Source organism: Paenibacillus sp. cl141a (genome assembly GCF_900109305.1).
In the GTDB taxonomy this organism is placed as follows: Bacteria; Bacillota; Bacilli; order Paenibacillales; family Paenibacillaceae; genus Paenibacillus_AQ; species Paenibacillus_AQ lautus_A.
On sequence record NZ_FNZO01000001.1, the window covers coordinates 184,727 to 200,911 of the forward strand.

General features: G+C 51.8%; 16 protein-coding genes and 1 riboswitch. Of the genes, 7 read left to right on the top strand and 9 right to left on the bottom strand.

Annotated features, from left to right (window positions below; all coding sequences use genetic code 11):
- Window positions 1-85 precede the first annotated feature (85 nt).
- The gene (locus tag BMX45_RS00890; RefSeq protein ID WP_090908104.1) at window positions 86-808 is read right to left on the bottom strand and encodes a class I SAM-dependent methyltransferase; all 723 of its coding nucleotides are present in this window, start codon (window positions 806-808) and stop codon (window positions 86-88) included.
- Between the two features lie 142 nt (window positions 809-950).
- On the opposite strand from BMX45_RS00890, the gene BMX45_RS00895 reads away from it, so the two are divergent.
- Complete coding sequence (locus tag BMX45_RS00895) at window positions 951-1,649, top strand: nucleotidyltransferase domain-containing protein (protein ID WP_090908105.1); 699 nt, start codon at window positions 951-953, stop codon at window positions 1,647-1,649.
- A 114-nt stretch (window positions 1,650-1,763) separates the two neighbouring features.
- Entirely contained in the window at window positions 1,764-1,859 is a 96-nt protein-coding gene (locus BMX45_RS00900) for a hypothetical protein (RefSeq protein WP_015736424.1), read from the top strand.
- Window positions 1,860-1,932: 73 nt separating this feature from the next.
- On the opposite strand, the gene BMX45_RS00905 is transcribed toward BMX45_RS00900, so the two are convergent.
- On the bottom strand, window positions 1,933-2,535 hold the full coding sequence (locus tag BMX45_RS00905) for a YkoF family thiamine/hydroxymethylpyrimidine-binding protein (RefSeq protein WP_090908106.1): 603 nt from the start codon (window positions 2,533-2,535) through the stop codon (window positions 1,933-1,935).
- Between the two features lie 85 nt (window positions 2,536-2,620).
- A riboswitch (TPP riboswitch) is annotated at window positions 2,621-2,723 on the bottom strand.
- Window positions 2,724-2,905: 182 nt separating this feature from the next.
- Window positions 2,906-3,508, bottom strand: a complete 603-nt coding sequence (locus BMX45_RS00910; protein WP_009589776.1) for a nitroreductase family protein — start codon at window positions 3,506-3,508, stop codon at window positions 2,906-2,908.
- 524 nt (window positions 3,509-4,032) lie between these two features.
- Here BMX45_RS00910 and BMX45_RS00915 point away from each other — a divergent pair.
- The 5 genes from BMX45_RS00915 to BMX45_RS00935 all read left to right on the top strand — a co-directional run bounded on the left by BMX45_RS00915 (window position 4,033) and on the right by BMX45_RS00935 (window position 9,469).
- On the top strand, window positions 4,033-4,986 hold the full coding sequence (locus BMX45_RS00915; protein WP_090908107.1) for an ABC transporter permease: 954 nt from the start codon (window positions 4,033-4,035) through the stop codon (window positions 4,984-4,986).
- A complete protein-coding gene (locus tag BMX45_RS00920; protein ID WP_090908108.1) occupies window positions 4,976-5,923 on the top strand; it encodes an iron chelate uptake ABC transporter family permease subunit in 948 nt (315 codons plus the stop codon). Before BMX45_RS00915 ends, BMX45_RS00920 begins: the two co-directional genes overlap by 11 nt.
- Window positions 5,920-6,678 carry an iron ABC transporter ATP-binding protein gene (locus tag BMX45_RS00925; protein ID WP_090908109.1) on the top strand — a complete coding sequence of 253 codons (759 nt, stop codon included), beginning with the start codon at window positions 5,920-5,922 and terminating at the stop codon, window positions 6,676-6,678. Before BMX45_RS00920 ends, BMX45_RS00925 begins: the two co-directional genes overlap by 4 nt.
- A gap of 209 nt (window positions 6,679-6,887) precedes the next feature.
- Window positions 6,888-7,859, top strand: a complete 972-nt coding sequence (locus tag BMX45_RS00930) for a siderophore ABC transporter substrate-binding protein (RefSeq protein ID WP_090908110.1) — start codon at window positions 6,888-6,890, stop codon at window positions 7,857-7,859.
- Between the two features lie 185 nt (window positions 7,860-8,044).
- Window positions 8,045-9,469 carry an NAD-dependent succinate-semialdehyde dehydrogenase gene (locus tag BMX45_RS00935; RefSeq protein WP_090908111.1) on the top strand — a complete coding sequence of 475 codons (1,425 nt, stop codon included), beginning with the start codon at window positions 8,045-8,047 and terminating at the stop codon, window positions 9,467-9,469.
- A 169-nt stretch (window positions 9,470-9,638) separates the two neighbouring features.
- On the opposite strand, the gene BMX45_RS00940 is transcribed toward BMX45_RS00935, so the two are convergent.
- The 6 genes from BMX45_RS00940 to BMX45_RS00965 form a co-directional block, all read right to left on the bottom strand.
- On the bottom strand, window positions 9,639-10,601 hold the full coding sequence (locus BMX45_RS00940; protein WP_090908112.1) for a Gfo/Idh/MocA family protein: 963 nt from the start codon (window positions 10,599-10,601) through the stop codon (window positions 9,639-9,641).
- A 195-nt stretch (window positions 10,602-10,796) separates the two neighbouring features.
- The gene (locus BMX45_RS00945; RefSeq protein ID WP_090908113.1) at window positions 10,797-11,780 is read right to left on the bottom strand and encodes a Gfo/Idh/MocA family protein; all 984 of its coding nucleotides are present in this window, start codon (window positions 11,778-11,780) and stop codon (window positions 10,797-10,799) included.
- 118 nt (window positions 11,781-11,898) lie between these two features.
- Entirely contained in the window at window positions 11,899-12,921 is a 1,023-nt protein-coding gene (locus BMX45_RS00950) for a Gfo/Idh/MocA family protein (RefSeq protein WP_090908114.1), read from the bottom strand.
- A 42-nt stretch (window positions 12,922-12,963) separates the two neighbouring features.
- Window positions 12,964-13,800: a carbohydrate ABC transporter permease gene (locus tag BMX45_RS00955; protein ID WP_009589889.1), complete on the bottom strand. Its 837-nt coding sequence runs from the start codon at window positions 13,798-13,800 to the stop codon at window positions 12,964-12,966.
- Window positions 13,801-13,816: 16 nt separating this feature from the next.
- Complete coding sequence (locus BMX45_RS00960) at window positions 13,817-14,758, bottom strand: carbohydrate ABC transporter permease (protein WP_090908115.1); 942 nt, start codon at window positions 14,756-14,758, stop codon at window positions 13,817-13,819.
- A gap of 46 nt (window positions 14,759-14,804) precedes the next feature.
- Window positions 14,805-16,067: an ABC transporter substrate-binding protein gene (locus BMX45_RS00965; protein WP_090908116.1), complete on the bottom strand. Its 1,263-nt coding sequence runs from the start codon at window positions 16,065-16,067 to the stop codon at window positions 14,805-14,807.
- Window positions 16,068-16,185: the final 118 nt, after the last annotated feature.

The window sequence follows — 16,185 nt, forward strand, 5'->3', positions numbered from 1 at the left end:
AGGTCGAAAGAACTGAGTGTGATGAAAGTGAGGGGAAGCATAGCCATATGCAGATCCCCTCTTGATGCATAGATATGAAGCCGGATTATTTCACCGCACGAAATAAGGCGGAAGCGAGATAATCCGTATTATCCAGAATCATGCGGTCATGCTTGAACAGCGTTTCCCAGAGCGCAACATCGAACAGGAGTCCTTTATCGCGCTGCTCAAACGCATCCAGATGACGGGTTTGCTCTTCCTTTAATTGCTCGTTGAAGTGGTTGTACTCCAAAAATTCAGACTGCTTAAAACCGCAAGACAAGAGGGCCTCCGCCCATTCTTCCCTCATCATCAGATTAGGAATGCCGAAGAATTCGAGCAGCTCCTTAAGCTTCGGCTCCGGCATCGGCTTATCCAGCAGCAGTTCCCTGTCCAGCAAGACGCCTCCGCGATCCAGAACGCGGTAATATTCGGGCAGCGATTTCGAGGCATCCGTAAATACGGTGACGGACTCGGCCATGATCAGATCAAACCGATTGTCTTCGAAAGGCAATGCGCATACATCCGCCTGCAGGAATTCCACGTCCATACCCATGGCTTCGGCTCTTGCGCGGGCTTTTTTGATCATGTTTTCGTTCAGGTCAATGGCGGTCACTTGATAACCCATCTCCGAAAGATGGCAGGCGGTTCTGCCGGTTCCGCACCCTACCTCCAAAATGCGGCTGCCCGGTTGAATGGGATAATTCTTCAGCATTCTGAGGGTTGCCTCGAATCCTCCCGGGTGGGCACTGCCCATGCCTAATCTGGAGAGCATGTGAATGTAATTCATCTCATCTATCCCTTCTTCCTTATCGTCAATGCGGGTAATCGTTTATTTACCATATGATTCAGGTACGTTTGGGGTTTTCGTTGAATTTAATATTTTGAGCCCTTTTTTGTGGCGGATGAGTGAATTACTGGAGGGAACGGCCATGAGACTGGAACCGACGGAGGCAGCGATACGCGTCATGCAACGAAATTATCCCGACTGCTTGCTTGCCGTACTTGGCGGCAGCGCGAGCTGTGGCGAATATAATGAACAATCCGATCTGGACATCATCGTCATTGAACGGGACGGATATGACTTCAGCAGGAAGACGATCGAGGCGCATGGCTGGATCGCGGAAATATTCATATTGTCTTTATCCTCCTATCGCGAATATTTCGATGAGGGAGTGCTGGCGGCGAATCCGTCTTTACAGCGGATGGTCGCCGAAGGGACGGTGCTGCGTTCGTTGCCTGAGGGAGTAGAGGTTCGGGCGGATGCCCGGCGTGATTTGAATTACGGCCCCATGCCCTTGTCGCCGAGCGATATTGCCGAATACCGCTACATCCTGACCGAGTTTTTGCTGGACTTGACAAGTCCCCGCAGAGAAGGCGAAAAATGGTTTACGGTACACAAAATAGCGTCGACTTTATGCGAATTCGTGCTGAGGGCAAACCGGGAGTGGACGGGTGAAGGGAAGATGCTGTTCCGTTTGTTCAACCGCTACAGCCCAGCCTTGGGGGATCGGCTGGAGGCAGCGCTTCTGGCGATTTATCGGGAGGATGATCCTGAGGACCTTATTGCATTGACGGAGGAAGTGCTCAGCCCGTACGGAGGCAAGCTGCTGGTCGGATATGAGGAATAATAAGCCTTGCATAAAAAAGAGGGGGTACATCAGCCGTGACGCTCGCCCGCCACAAGCAATAAGATAATAACGTGATTAACTCACGTCATTCTTTTAAATCCAGGAGGGATCTTCATGAGCGGAGCATACGGCGGCGCATGGGGCAATTCAGTAGGAACTATATTGGTTCTCTTTATCCTGCTCGTAATCATCTTGAGTGCTTGGGTTTAAACACCGTCAATATTCTTGCCTGCAATTGATAAAGGCCCGGCGCTTGCCGGGCCTTTATCTGTTGAAAAGGACCTTAAGCTTTGACTTTGGGAGATGGACTGTGCGCCGAAACCACCGCGGTCATGACCAGATGGCTGCTGTCGGATTGGATCGCATGTTGGAACGCGTCTTCGAGTGATCCGAACACCCGGGACAACGTCCCGTCCAACCGGCTGGCGTAATGAACGCTTCCACCGAATGTGCCCGCTGCCTTCGCACGATCCACTTCTGCGTAAATGACATCCATGTAATTGGCGCTCCCCAACGGGTAAAGTGCGAATTGGCAGGCCGTTTCGATATCGGCGTGTTCCCCGATATCGTGGTTTAAGCGGGTCGAATCCTCGTCCATATACGCATCGGCATCCGTATCACCCGGACAGCCGATAGAATAAGTACCGTTAAAGACCGTGTGCACGCCGCTAGCCGCGGCATGAGCGAATATCGCTCTCGTCACATCAAACACATGCTCCGCACGTCCGCGAATACAAGTGCTCACATCATCCGTTTGGATCCATACCTTTTCCGAATCCACGGAACGAAGCGCCTCCGTGATCACTTCCACGAACCGATCCGTCATGGGAAATACCGAGAACCGGCATCCCACGATCCGGCTCGTTCCGCATACAAGCTCATTCATAAATTTTTTTCCTCCCCATTGTAAAAGTCCACGCAAAAAAACCGCACCCCATGAAGAAGTGCAGTTATGCCTACGCAAAGAAATAAACATAAATGCTACACTTCCCCACGCTAGTATGATCTAGATCGGGTGATAAGGGTTAACGGCGGCCCGCCGTCTCTCAGCACATGGCACCCCTAGTACAGCCAAACATCAAATATGCAGTTGGTAATCAAGCCGGCTCCAAGAACTTCCGAAGATCAGAAGGCGAAAGGCCTGCTTCCTGTGTTATTGTATCGTTTTGCCGGCAGGTTTTCAATGGCAGGGCACCATAAAAAAACCGCCTATTCCAATCCAATGGACTGAATAGGCGGCTTATGCCGGTAATGGCTTACTTGTATACCTTCACGCGATCTTCGAGCGGCGCAAATTCTTTTTCGCCCGGATCTGCAACCGGTTTGCCGAAAGGCATTTGAGCGATCAGCTTCCAGTTTTCCGGAATGTTCCATTCGGACTTCACTTTCTCGTCGATCAACGGGTTGTAATGCTGGAGGGATGCGCCCAGGCCTTCTGCCTCGAGGGACGTCCATACCACGAACTGCAGCATGCCGTTGGATTGGTTCGACCAAACCGGGAAATTGTCGGCATACAGCGCGAACTTTTGCTGCAGGTCGGCAACTACGTTATTGTCCTCGAAGAAGAGAACAGTGCCGTATCCAGCGCGGAATGCGCCCATTTTTTCTGCTGTGGATTTGAAAGCCTCTTCGTCTCCGACAACTTCTTTCAGAATGCCTTCGGTCAGGTTCCACAGTTTGTCATGCTGTTCGCCAAGCAGGACAACGACGCGTGCGCTTTGGGAGTTGAAAGAAGACGGAGTATATTTAACGGCTTCATTAACAATCTCCTGGATGCGTTCGTCGGAAATGACCGGGTCTTTGCTGATGGCATAATGGGAACGGCGATGCTTAAGTGCTGCTGAAAAATCTTTAGACATTGAAAAAAACCTCCTGATGTAATCATGTTTGCATAAGCCTGATAACAAAGATGTCCTTTAATTCAAGCAAATATGCATGTTGAGTTGAATTGCTGTCGTTGAATTATCATTCCACATTAACTTACGTTTAGTTAGAAATAATAATTATGTTAGCATATTAATATAACTTAGAGAGATTGTCAACGCCTCGAAAGAAAGTCAATTTATATTTTTTATACCCGGTTACTGAGAATTAAATCAGCTTCTACATCCGTATGGATTTCGGGAACCGCGAATCCCAAGCGGCTCAGCCTTGGTGATATAAAGTTTTATCTCTGCGAAACTCCATATTATGAACAAATCATGAACAAATGATACTTGGATGAATAAATTAAATGATTTTGATTCTCAATTATACTTGTCGACTGAGAATGTGAATGATATAATCCATATCAGAACGCAAATGATAATCAATCTCAATGAGAATGGTTGGGGAATTGCTGACTGCCGGGAGTTCGACAGACAAACGCATAGAAGGAAGAGCCATGAAGATTAGATACTTATTCGCAGCCGTTGTGGTACTCTCGATAATCTCGTTATTTATTGGAGTTAAAGATATTTCGCCACTGGAACTGTTCTCGATGACAGAACAACAACAGCATATTATGCTTGTCAGCCGGATTCCCCGGCTTGTCAGCCTCATATTGGCGGGTGTCAGCATGAGTATCTGCGGATTGATCATGCAGCAGCTCAGCCGCAACAAGTTCGTATCGCCGACCACGGCGGGCACCATGGACTCCGCCAGATTGGGGATCTTGGTCGCCATGCTCGTCTTTACGACAAGCGGCCCGCTTATCAAAATGCTCGTGGCATTCGTATTCGCGCTGGCAGGAACCTTTATCTTCATGAAGATACTGGATCGGATCAAGTTCAAGGACGCGATCTTCATTCCGCTGGTAGGACTTATGTTCGGTAATATCATCAGTTCGGTCGCGACCTTCTTTGCCTACAAATATGATCTTATACAGAATATGTCGGCTTGGCTGCAGGGCGATTTCTCCATGATCATGAAGGGCCAATACGAAATGCTGTATCTCAGTATCCCGCTTGTGATTCTGGCTTACCTGTTTGCCAACAAGTTTACGGTAGCCGGAATGGGAGAGGAATTCGCAACCAACCTGGGACTTCATTATCGGCGAGTCGTGAACCTGGGATTGGTCATCGTTGCGCTGGTTACGGCTTCCGTAGTACTGACCGTCGGCGTGATTCCGTTCCTTGGTCTGATCATACCTAATATTGTCAGTCTGTACTTAGGGGACCATTTGAAAAAAAGCCTTTCGCATACCGCGCTGCTGGGGGCCGGGTTCGTACTGTTCTGTGACATCCTTGGCCGGATCATCATTTATCCCTATGAAATTCCGATTAGTCTGACCGTGGGCGTACTCGGAAGCGGTATATTCATTTTCTTACTGATGAGGAGAAAGGCTTATGACTTATAAAGCCAAACTCGGCCTGTTGGCCGCGGCGGCAATCATCCTGGTGGCAGTCTTTCTGTTCATTGATCTTGGCGGCAATTGGGATTACGCCCTTCCAAGACGAATCAAGAAGGTGCTTGCCATTATTCTGACCGGCGGGGCGATCGCTCTGTCGACCACGGTGTTTCAAACGGTCACGAATAACCGGATACTGACGCCAAGCGTGATGGGATTGGATTCCTTGTATATCCTGATCCAGACGACCGTGATCTTTGTCTTCGGTTCCTTCACGCTGTATAAACTGGGCAGCAATGTTAACTTTTTGATCAATGTCGGCGCTATGATCCTGTTTGCCGGGATCCTATATAAGATTTTGTTTCAGAGGGAAGGAAACAACATTTACTTCCTGCTGCTGATCGGCATGATATTTGGAACCCTGTTCTCCAGCATGTCTTCCTTTATGGAAGTGCTGATCGATCCGAACGAGTTCCAGTACGTGTCCGACAAGATGTTTGCCAGCTTTAACAATGTGAAGACCGAGCTTCTCATCCTATCCGTCATTGTCGTTGCACTGACCCTGCTGTATTTTGCACGGTTTGCCAAGTACTTGAACGTGCTGTCGCTGGGTCGTGATCAGGCGATCAACCTTGGCGTAAACTATGATTACGTGGTGAAGCGGCTTCTGATCGTTGTCGCGGTTCTCATTTCGGTGGCCACCGCATTGGTAGGACCGATCACGTTCCTTGGACTGCTTGTGGTCAACGTCGCTTATGAATTCATGAAAACATACCGGCATTCACATTTGATCACGGCGTCCATTCTGATTAGCATTATCGCCTTGGTGGGCGGCCAACTTGTGGTAGAGCGGGTGTTTACGTTCTCTACTACGCTAAGCGTCATCATCAACTTCATCGGCGGCGTGTACTTCATATACCTGCTACTAAAGGAGAGTAGAGCATGATCCAGGTTACGAACGTATCGAAAGTCTATGGCGGCAAAAAAGTCGTCGATAACGTGTCGGTTACGATCCCGAAAGGTCAAATTACGTCCTTTATCGGCCCGAACGGTGCCGGTAAGAGTACTTTGCTGTCCATGATTAGCAGACTAACGGGCAAGGACAGCGGTCAAATTACAGTGGACGGCAAAGAGGTCAGCCAATGGAAAAGCGGGGACTTGGCGAAGAAGGTCTCGATTCTGAAGCAATCGAACCATATCAGCCTCCGCCTGACGGTTCGCGAGCTTGTATCCTTCGGGCGTTTTCCCTACTCCCAAGGCCGATTGAACGCGGAAGACGAGAAATTCGTGGATGAAGCCATCTCCTATATGGAGCTTGAGGATATGCAGCATAAATATCTTCATCAGCTAAGCGGCGGTCAGACTCAGCGTGCTTATATCGCGATGGTCATCGCCCAGAACACGGAGTATATCCTGCTGGATGAACCTCTGAACAATCTGGACATGAAACACTCCGTACAGATTATGAAGATTCTCCGAAAGCTTGTCGCTGACCTGAACAAAACGATCGTGATCGTGATTCATGACATCAACTTCGCTTCCTTTTATTCCGATTACATCGTGGCATTGAAGGGCGGAGCGATTGAAAGCGAAGGGAAAACCGAGAACATCATTCAGAGCAATGTTCTTCGCGGCATCTACGACATGGACATCGAGATCGAAGAGATTAACGACAATCGGGTGTGCGTATACTACGGCTAATCGACAAGGGATCGGGATTTGAAAATATGATGTGGACTCCGGGAGAAGCTGATGAAGCGAGCGAGCTTCACTCCTTGCATAAGGACTAGGCCGCCTTGGTCAAAGGACGGCATGGTTTCCTCTGTCCAAATTGAATTACATATTCAACCATAAATTCAAATATGTGTTGAATTATATTGATTTTAAATATAAAAAATGGGGTGTTAGGAATGAAAAAATGGTTGGCTTTATTTATGGTAGCAATGTTCACGCTTGTGCTCGCGGCTTGTGGGCAGGACGCTAAAACTAGCGGTGCGGGTGGAGGCGACGCTGCGGGAGAAACGCCGCCTGCGTCCGAAGAAATCACGATTACCCATAAGCTGGGTGAAACGCCTGTCAAGAAAAATCCTTCCCGCGTCGTTGTATTCGATTTTGGTATTCTGGATTCCATGGATAAATTGGGCGTTGAGGTTTTGGGCGTTCCGCAAGCGAATATCCCGGCATACCTGTCCAAATTCGAAGACAAGAAATATGAGAATGTGGGCAGCCTGAAAGAGCCCGACTTTGAGATAATCAACAGCATCGATCCGGATCTGATCATTATTTCCGGCAGACAGCAGGATGCTTACGAGGAACTCAGCAAAATTGCTCCGACGATCTTCCTGGGCGTGGACACAAGCAAATACATGGAATCCTTCAAAGAGAACATGAATACGCTGGGTCAAATCTTCGGTAAAGAAGCCGAAGTTGAAAAAGAGCTTGCCACGATCGACGAGAACATCAAGGCATTGAATGAGAAAGCTACTGCAACCGGCAAGAAAGCCCTGATCATTCTGGCGAACGAAGGCAAAATCAGCGCGTACGGCCCAGGCTCCCGTTTCGGCATTCTGCATGACGTGTTCGGTTTCGGTGCCGTCGATCCTAACATTGAAGTCAGCACGCACGGTAAAGATATTTCGAATGAATACATCGTTGAGATGAACCCGGATTATCTCTTTGTTGTGGACCGCGGTGCAGCGGTAGCCACGGGGGAAGGAGAATCAGGCGCCAAAGCGGTTGTCGAGAACGAACTTGTTAACACAACCAATGCGGCGAAAGAGGGCAACATCGTATATTTGAACCCTGACTTCTGGTATCTGTCCGGCGGCGGATTGACATCCGTATCCGAAATGATCACGGAAGTAGACGCAGCCGTTAAATAAGCGGGCACTAGCTATGAATATGGAAGCACTGGAGTTTCTTGACGAAGCTCCGGTGTTTTATTTTTTTGCATTAGGGTAAGTGGATATCGGATAATAGGCTGACAGACCCTTACGATAAATAGATGTTAGTCAATCATGATATCAAATAATCGCAGCATAGGAGAATCGATTAGGAGGTCATTCTTATGTTTCAAAATCAAATCTATATCGCCGGAAAATGGATTCAGACCGAGGAGCAGATGGATGTATATAACCCGGCAGACGGCAAGGTTATCGGTACCGTATCCAAAGGCGGGAAGAAGGAGGCCGGGCTTGCCGTCGATGCGGCCGCCGATGCTTTTCCGGCATGGTCCCGCAGAACGGCGAACGAGCGGGGAGAGCTGCTGCGCCGCTGGCATGAGCTGATCGCGGAACATACGGACGAATTGGCAAGGATTATGACCACGGAGCAGGGGAAACCGCTGAAGGAAGCGGCGGGCGAGATCCAATATGCCAACAGTTTCGTGGCATGGTACGCGGAAGAAGGCAAGCGAATCTACGGCGAGACCATCCCCGGATCATCCAGCCGCCAGCGCATCATTGTCACGAAGCAGCCTGTTGGCGTCGTTGCCGCCATCACGCCATGGAATTTCCCGGCCTCCATGATTACACGTAAGGTAGCGCCGGCCCTGGCGGCGGGGTGCACCGTGGTGATCAAACCATCCGGCGAGACGCCGTTCACGGCGATCAAGCTGGTGGAGCTTGCGGATCAAGCCGGCATTCCAGCCGGGGTCATTAACATCGTAACCGGGTCTTCAAGCGACATTTCCGGTGTCTGGCAAGGGGACAGCCGGGTTAGAAAGCTGTCTTTTACGGGATCTACCGAAGTAGGGAAGCAGCTGATGGCCGGCGCGTCGGCCAACGTCAAGAAAATATCGCTGGAGCTTGGCGGCCATGCCCCGTTTATCGTGACCGATCAGGCGGACCTGGATCAAGCGGCTGCGGGATTGATTTCTTCCAAGTTCCGCAACGGGGGACAGACCTGCGTATGTGCCAACCGGGTATATGTTCAGGAAGGGATCGCGGAGAAATTCGCTGCGAAGTTTACTGAGCTTGTCAAGCAATTGAAGGTGGGCAGCGGAATGGAGAAGGGGGTCGATATCGGTCCCTTGATTAATCGGGAAGCCGTGGATAAAGTCGTACGACAGATCAAGGATGCGAAAGAGAAAGGCGGCATCGTCTTGGCAGGCGGTCAAGCCCTGCCCGAGCTCGGCCGCAATTATGTGGAGCCCACGGTCATCATGAACGCTACGGACGACATGGAGTGCATGAACGAGGAGACCTTCGGCCCCCTTGCGCCGATTACTACTTTCGAAACGATAGACGAAGCCGTGCAGCGTGCCAATAACAGTCCGTATGGCTTGGCCGCCTATGTATTTACGCAAAATCTGGGTGAAGCGGTGCGCATTGCCGAATCGTTGGATTACGGGATTGTAGGCGTGAATGATCCGGTGCCTTCGACAGCGCAAGCGCCGTTCGGCGGCTTTAAGGAAAGCGGGCTCGGCCGGGAAGGCGGGCATTACGGAATGGAGGAGTTCCTGGAAGTAAAATACATTTCGCTTGGATTATAAGAGTGGAACGGACAACTTCACGCTCCCAGCGGTAACGCAAGCGGCAAGAAGCCTCTGACAGGGAAGCGGCAGCTTATTGCAATGTAATGAACATAACGAAACTTGTTGCTAAACGAAAAGTAAAAGGGCGTCCTCAAAGTCTGCAGACCGCGAGAACGCCCTTTTTGCATTATGGCTGAATCGTTACAGGTTGGCCGGTCTCGGCGGATTCATTGGCGGCCAGCGTTACTTCCAGCGTCCTGAAGCCGTCTTCGTAGGATGCCAGTACCAGGCTCGGGTCATTGTTCCGAATGGCGTCAATAAAGGCATTGGTAAGATTTTTGTAAAAGTCCGTCTTGCTGCGGTACACCACTTCTTTCTCCTTGTCTACGATGGAGAGCGTGGTTCCGTCCAGGACAACCCGGAAATCCCGGCCCATAATCTCGATACCGCTGCGGTGATCGAACTGGATAAACCCGGTTTGCATATGGCCGACGGCCCCGGAATCCAGGACGAATTGGATGGCGCCCACATCCGGAATGTCCAGCTCCGGAATGTCGTTGACCAGCAGCAGTTTCATATCGGCATACAGGCGGGTGATGTCGCCGCACAGGTAGCGGACCAAGTCCAGGGTATGCGTGGATTGCTCAACCAGCTGCCCGCCGGACAACGCCTTTTTGCGCCACCATGGAGTCGGCACAGGCGTTGTGATGTAGTGGGCGCGGACCAGGCCGATTTTTTTGTCCTTGAGAAAATCCTTGGCGATCGCCACCGTATCCAGGTACCGCAGGCAATAACCAGAGGCGGCGATGATTCCGCTTTCAGCAATGACTTTGGCTTTGTGGCGAACGGACTCGACATCCAGCCCCAGCGGCTTCTCCACCATCAGGTGAATGCCCTTGGCAGCTGCCTGCTCTTCAATGTCGCCATGGCAGAACGGCGGAATGCAGACATACAGCACATCGAGCGGCTCCTGCTCCAGCATCGTGCTGCCGTCCGTATAATAGGCCGCACCGTAAAGCTCGGCTTGCTGTTTGGCTAACGCTTCATTCGTATCGCATATCGCGGCCAGCTGGACATGTTCGTTCCCGTGAAGATTTTTAATGTGGACGGCGCCCATGCCGCCCGCTCCCATCACGCCTGCTTTAATCATAGGTTGCTTCACTCCCGATCGTATAAATGTTGGCTTCAAGTTCCGGTAACTCGATTACTCACACGTGATTATAGCCCCGCCATCCATATTATTCAAGCATTCATTTGGGCCCGGATTCACGGATCCGCTATGAGAAAAAGCACAGAAGGCCTTCTCGTACACGACGAGAAAACGACTTCTGTGCCGGTTATCAAATTACAGCTCCGACATCGCGATCGTCCGCTTGTCTGCGGACGATCGGTAGGCGGCTACGGCCACGGCTAGCGCATGAAGCCCGTCCTCGCCGGTGACGGATGCCTCTGCGGCGCCGGAGGAGACGGCATCCACGAAATCCCTGATCAGGCTGTCATCCATGCTGTCACCCCAAGCCTGATGGCGGTATCCGGATTCATCGGTGTATACGTGCAGTTTCTGGCTGGTGGCATTGACGCTGAGAGTCCCGGCGGAACCGACGATTTCCAGGGTGACATCGCCCCAGGTCGGGAACTCCTTGTTGCGGGACCAGCTGCAATCCAGCGTAGCAAATACGCCATTGTCGAATTCCATGGTCAGGATGCCGCTGTCATCAATCGGAGCTTCCGAGATGAGATGGTCGACCTCGGCGTACACTTCCTTGACCTCGGCACCGGTGATCCAGCGCATAATATCGGCGACGTGCACGGTATGGTCAATGACGGCTCCTCCGCCGGAGAGCTCCGGATCGACGAACCAACCGCCGGGATTGCGTCCGCGGTTGGTTCCCTTCATGGCCAGAATGCGGCCTAATTTTCCATCATCGATCATTTGCTTGGCCCGCACGACCGTCGTATTGTAACGCACCGGGAACGCCGTTTGCAGCAGCACGCCGTTTGCTTTGCAGGCATCTATCATGTCCTGTGCATCCTGTACGTTGGTCGAGAGCGGTTTTTCGCAGAGCACATGAACCCCGGCCGCAGCGGCGGCCAGCACGTGCTCCTTATGATGCGCGTTCTCGGACGTCACGATGACCCCGTCCAACCCTTGGTCCAGCAGCTCGCGATAATCCCGATAATAGGCGGTCTCGAAATGTTCGGCGTATTTGCGGCCGCGCTCCTCTACAGGGTCGGCAATGCCGGCAAGCTCCACGCCTTCAATCCCGAGAAGGGCTTTGGCATAACTGAACGCATGCATATGCGCAAAGCTGATCACTCCCAATTTCATGGCTTTCTCTCCTTGTTTAGTGATATGAAAGTATATCCCGCAGACGCTTCCTCTCCTTATTCAGCAACAAAATCTGCAGGATGCGGGCTCTCCAGATAATACATCGATCGCGTTTATTTCATGTCGAGGTGAGGGTAAGCGCAGCGTCCCCGATAACCACCGGCTCGCCTGCGGCCATGGAGGTTAGAGCGGCAAGAGCGATGCGAAGCGCTTCATATGCGTCTTCGGCGGAAACCAGCGGTTCGCTGCCATCGCGGATGCACGACATAAAGTGTTCCAGTTCCCGGTAATAGGGGCTTCGTTCAAGCGGGCTTTCCGGAACGGCGACGCCGGGAATCGTCGCGGCACTGCTCCGCGATTTGAAGAGAAGCGGGCTGTCCTTGGCACTATCATAGTCAATGATGCCGCTGGTGCCCGCCATCTCCAAATTCATGGAGAAGCCGTCATGGGCCCAGGTGCCCTCCACATGAGCGATGACGCCGCTGTGGAAGCGAATGGTCACCAGCGAATAATCCAGCTGGGCCTGGTGGCGGCCGTTCAGCCCCTTGGCATAGACGCGCTCCACTTCTCCGAAGCACCAGCGCAGGTAATCAAAATCATGGATCATCGCATCCAGCGTAATGCCGCCGCTCGCACCAAAATCGCTGTACCAATGGTTCCAGCCGATCGGATAACCGCCGCCGCGACCAGCCCGGATGACAGCAGGCTTCCCGATGCTGCCTTGATCGAGCAGCGACTTGGCCTTCACGTATTCCGGGAAGAAGCGCAGCACATGACCGACAAATAAGCGTACGCCCTTATCACGGCAGTAGTTGATCATGAATCGCGCGTCTTCTTCGGTTCTTGCCAGCGGTTTCTCGCATATGACATGCTTGCCGATGTCCGCCGCTTTGACAACGTAGTCCTTGTGAAGCGGAGTTGGCAGGCAGACGTCGATGACATCAATCTGCCCTGCACCCAAATCCTCTACCGCCGTTTCAAACGAACGATAGGTGCCTGCTTCATATTCGTCCGCAAGCTGCCTCGCTTTCTCCAGCCGGATATCGGCGATGCCGGCAAGCTTCACTCCCGGCATCGAAGCATAGGCGGCGGCATGGGTTTTTCCCATGGCGCCTGCACCAATGACTAACACGTGTAACATTTACCGTACACTCCTTTTTTACATGGTGGGCTGATTCATTCGTTATCCTTTGATCCCATTCATGGCTATGCCTTCAATGAAATACCGCTGAAGGAAGATGAACAGGATGATGATGGGAAGGGTGGCCATCAAGGCCCCGGCCATCAGCAGCGGATAATCGGTGGAATGCTGCCCCTGGAAGCTGGATATCCCGATCGAAAGGACGCGCATCTCCTCGGAGCTCGTCATAATGAGCGGCCACAGCAGATCGTTCCATGAGGCTAAGATGGTGAAAATCGCCAGTGAGACGAGTGCGGCCTTGGATAACGGTAAGTAGATATTCCAGTAGATCCGGAAATAACTGCAGCCGTCGATTTTGGCGGCTTCCTCCAGATCCTTCGGCAGCGTCATGAAGAACTGTCTTAACAAGAACGTGCCGAAGGCGCTGAATATGCCGGGTACGATGAGCACATAAAACGTGTCGAGCCAGTTGAACTCGCGCATGATGACAAAGCTCGGAATCATAACGACTTGGGAAGGTACCATCAATACGGCCAGGAGGGCGAGAAAAATGGCATTCTTGAACGGGAACCTCAAGCTGGCGAATGCATAGGCTGCCAGCGAGCACAGAATGAGCTGGCCCGCGGTGCGACCCACCGTCACGATGACGGTGTTCAAATAATAAGTGCCGAAATCAATGGTTTGGATGACACGAAGGTAGTTGTCCGGATGCCATTCCACAGGCAGCCATTTCGGCGGAACGGACATGGAATCGGCAAAGGACTTGAAGGATGTCGAGATCATCCACAGAAACGGCATGATCATGAGCAGCGCCCCGACGGCTAACAGGATGTGTACCGCCAGGCGGCTTGCTTTTTCAGCTTGGGTTGAAGTAGTCACGTCTACGCACCTCCTGTTATTGGTAATGGACCCAGCGCTTCTGAATGTACATCTGAACCATGGTGATGATCAGAATGACGACGAAGAGAATGAAGGCTTGCGCCGAAGCGTATCCCATGTTGAAGTATTTGAATCCGTCTTCCCAGATGCTGTATACCACCGTCCGGGTGGACTCGAGCATCGTGGTCTGCTGATCCATCATGATGAAGATCAGGTCAAACACCTGGAACGAATTGATGAAGGACATGACCAGGACAAAGAACAAACTGGGCGTGAGCAGAGGCAGCGTAATCCGGAAGAACTTATACAGCGTCCCCGCTCCGTCAAGCGAAGCCGCTTCATAGTAGCTGCCGGAGATGCCCTGCAGACCCGAGAGCAGAATGACGGCGTTATAACCGATGCTGCTCCACACGCTGACAAGCACGATGGAGAACAAGGCGAATTTCTCGTCAAACAGCCAGTTGGGCTGCGGCAGGTTCATGACGCCCAGCACATGGTTGATTAATCCGAATTCGGAATTGTACAACCATTTCCACACCATGCCGACCGCGATCGGCATGGTGATGACGGGAATGAAATAGAACGTGCGGTAGAAGACCATACCCTTGATCTTCTGGTTCAGCAGCACCGCCAGCACCGTTGCCAGTGCAACGGATAACGGTACCGTACCGATGGTATACAGCATCGTGTTCAGCATGGAGCCGGTGAATTTGTCGTCCTTCATCAAATTCGCGAAGTTATCGAGCCCGATGAATTGGGGGGCAGTCAGTCCGTCCCAGGAAGTAAACGACAGAAACAGGGAGGCGGCGGAAGGCGCCATGTAGAACAGACCGAGGCCCAGCACGACAGGCAGAATGAAGATGTATCCCCACATGGCTTCATGAAAGGCAAGTTTCCCGACCTTTCGCTTGGCCGTCGTTTCAGGAGGTTTCGTAGTCACAGTGATGGGAGAGCTCACAGGCTGCACCGTCCTTTCTTAGGTTCCGTATTGGAAGGGCTGTTCGTTAATTGGTTTCCGTCGCAAGGATGGCATTCATCTGCTCGCCTGCATTTTTCAACGCCTCTTCAAACGTTTTCTTGCCGAGGAAGGCGGCCTGGATTTCCTTCACTTCCGCGTCCTGCCACTCTGCGGTTTTTTGGGATACGGGATACGGGACGGCAAACTCCAGGCTGTCGACGAACACTTGCAGATCAAGCGAAGGAATGGATTTCAGCCATCCTCCCTCCGTGCCTTTGTAAGCAGGCATCGAGAAGCCCGAGTCAGCCAGCAATTCCTGTCCTTCCTTGCCGGATAGAATCTGAATCAATTCCCAGGACTCCTGCTCGACTTTGGTTTTGCCGTTGATGGCCCAGCTGAGTCCATGGACGATGGACGCCTTTTCCTTTCCGGCGGGCAGAACCGCGACGCCCAGCTTGTCGCCAAGCAGCTTGTACAGTTCCGGCGAGTTGACGGAGATTCCCGGGAACATGGCGGCCTTGCCCGATCCGAACAGCTGGCGCGACTTGGTTTCAAGCTGCTGCTGCGCATTCGGAGAGTAGCCTTTTTCAATCAGGCTCTGCTGCCATTTGAATGCCGAAAGAGCTTCCGGCGTATCGTAACCGGACGTTTTTTTATCGTCGGATATCACGAATCCGCCGGCCTGGGCAATATAGTTGTAATAACCGATTTGACTGTCGATCGGCGTAATATAGCCGTAGATTCCGTTCGATTTATCCGTCAGCTTGGCTGCGTTCTCTTCTACCGTTTCCCAGGTCCAGGTATCGTCGGGATAGGGCAGCCCGGCCTTGTCAAATAGTTCTTTGTTGTAGAAAAGTCCTACGGAATCCTGGAAGTAAGGAAGTCCGTGAAGCTTGCCTTGATAGGTATACATATCGACGAGCGCTTCGGTATAAACCGAGGTGTCGAGCCCGCTTTGCTCAATCAGGGGAGACAGGTCTTTGATCAGACCGGAGGAGGCATACGAGTGAAAGTTGGGTCCGTTCATCCAGTAGACGTCGGGACCGCTGTTGCCGGCAAGGCTGGTTTTCAGCTTGGTCCAATAGTCCGCCCATGGGGTATAGGTCACCTTCACTTGTACATCGGGATGCTTCTCATTGAAAATTTTGATGGATTTGTCCAGCGTGTCCCGCACATTTTCGTCCCATAGGGCAACGTTGATGACCTTCTTGCCATTATCTCCTCCGGAGGCATTGCCGCCTCCGCAGGCGGACAGCAGGGCGGAGAACACGAACAGTACTGAAATCAGGACAGACATTCTTTTTTTCATCAAATAACCCTCCTTGAATTCACATGGTTTTTGATCAAGCGTGGTTGGTCGTGCGGCTTGTTCGAAGTGAATCGATCCCCCAAAGCGCCCCCTTTGTGTTTGAGTGTAAAAAGCGATA

What these genes read in the sequence shown, in the direction of transcription:
- BMX45_RS00895 (WP_090908105.1), top strand. Translation starts at nt 951, where the DNA reads ATGAGACTGGAACCGACGGAGGCAGCGATACGCGTCATGCAACGAAAT.
- BMX45_RS00910 (WP_009589776.1), bottom strand. Translation starts at nt 3,508, where the DNA reads ATGTCTAAAGATTTTTCAGCAGCACTTAAGCATCGCCGTTCCCATTAT.
- BMX45_RS00925 (WP_090908109.1), top strand. Translation starts at nt 5,920, where the DNA reads ATGATCCAGGTTACGAACGTATCGAAAGTCTATGGCGGCAAAAAAGTC.
- BMX45_RS00920 (WP_090908108.1), top strand. Translation starts at nt 4,976, where the DNA reads ATGACTTATAAAGCCAAACTCGGCCTGTTGGCCGCGGCGGCAATCATC.
- BMX45_RS00900 (WP_015736424.1), top strand. Translation starts at nt 1,764, where the DNA reads ATGAGCGGAGCATACGGCGGCGCATGGGGCAATTCAGTAGGAACTATA.
- BMX45_RS00905 (WP_090908106.1), bottom strand. Translation starts at nt 2,535, where the DNA reads ATGAATGAGCTTGTATGCGGAACGAGCCGGATCGTGGGATGCCGGTTC.
- BMX45_RS00950 (WP_090908114.1), bottom strand. Translation starts at nt 12,921, where the DNA reads ATGTTACACGTGTTAGTCATTGGTGCAGGCGCCATGGGAAAAACCCAT.
- BMX45_RS00930 (WP_090908110.1), top strand. Translation starts at nt 6,888, where the DNA reads ATGAAAAAATGGTTGGCTTTATTTATGGTAGCAATGTTCACGCTTGTG.
- BMX45_RS00945 (WP_090908113.1), bottom strand. Translation starts at nt 11,780, where the DNA reads ATGAAATTGGGAGTGATCAGCTTTGCGCATATGCATGCGTTCAGTTAT.
- BMX45_RS00940 (WP_090908112.1), bottom strand. Translation starts at nt 10,601, where the DNA reads ATGATTAAAGCAGGCGTGATGGGAGCGGGCGGCATGGGCGCCGTCCAC.
- BMX45_RS00890 (WP_090908104.1), bottom strand. Translation starts at nt 808, where the DNA reads ATGAATTACATTCACATGCTCTCCAGATTAGGCATGGGCAGTGCCCAC.
- BMX45_RS00915 (WP_090908107.1), top strand. Translation starts at nt 4,033, where the DNA reads ATGAAGATTAGATACTTATTCGCAGCCGTTGTGGTACTCTCGATAATC.
- BMX45_RS00935 (WP_090908111.1), top strand. Translation starts at nt 8,045, where the DNA reads ATGTTTCAAAATCAAATCTATATCGCCGGAAAATGGATTCAGACCGAG.
- BMX45_RS00965 (WP_090908116.1), bottom strand. Translation starts at nt 16,067, where the DNA reads ATGAAAAAAAGAATGTCTGTCCTGATTTCAGTACTGTTCGTGTTCTCC.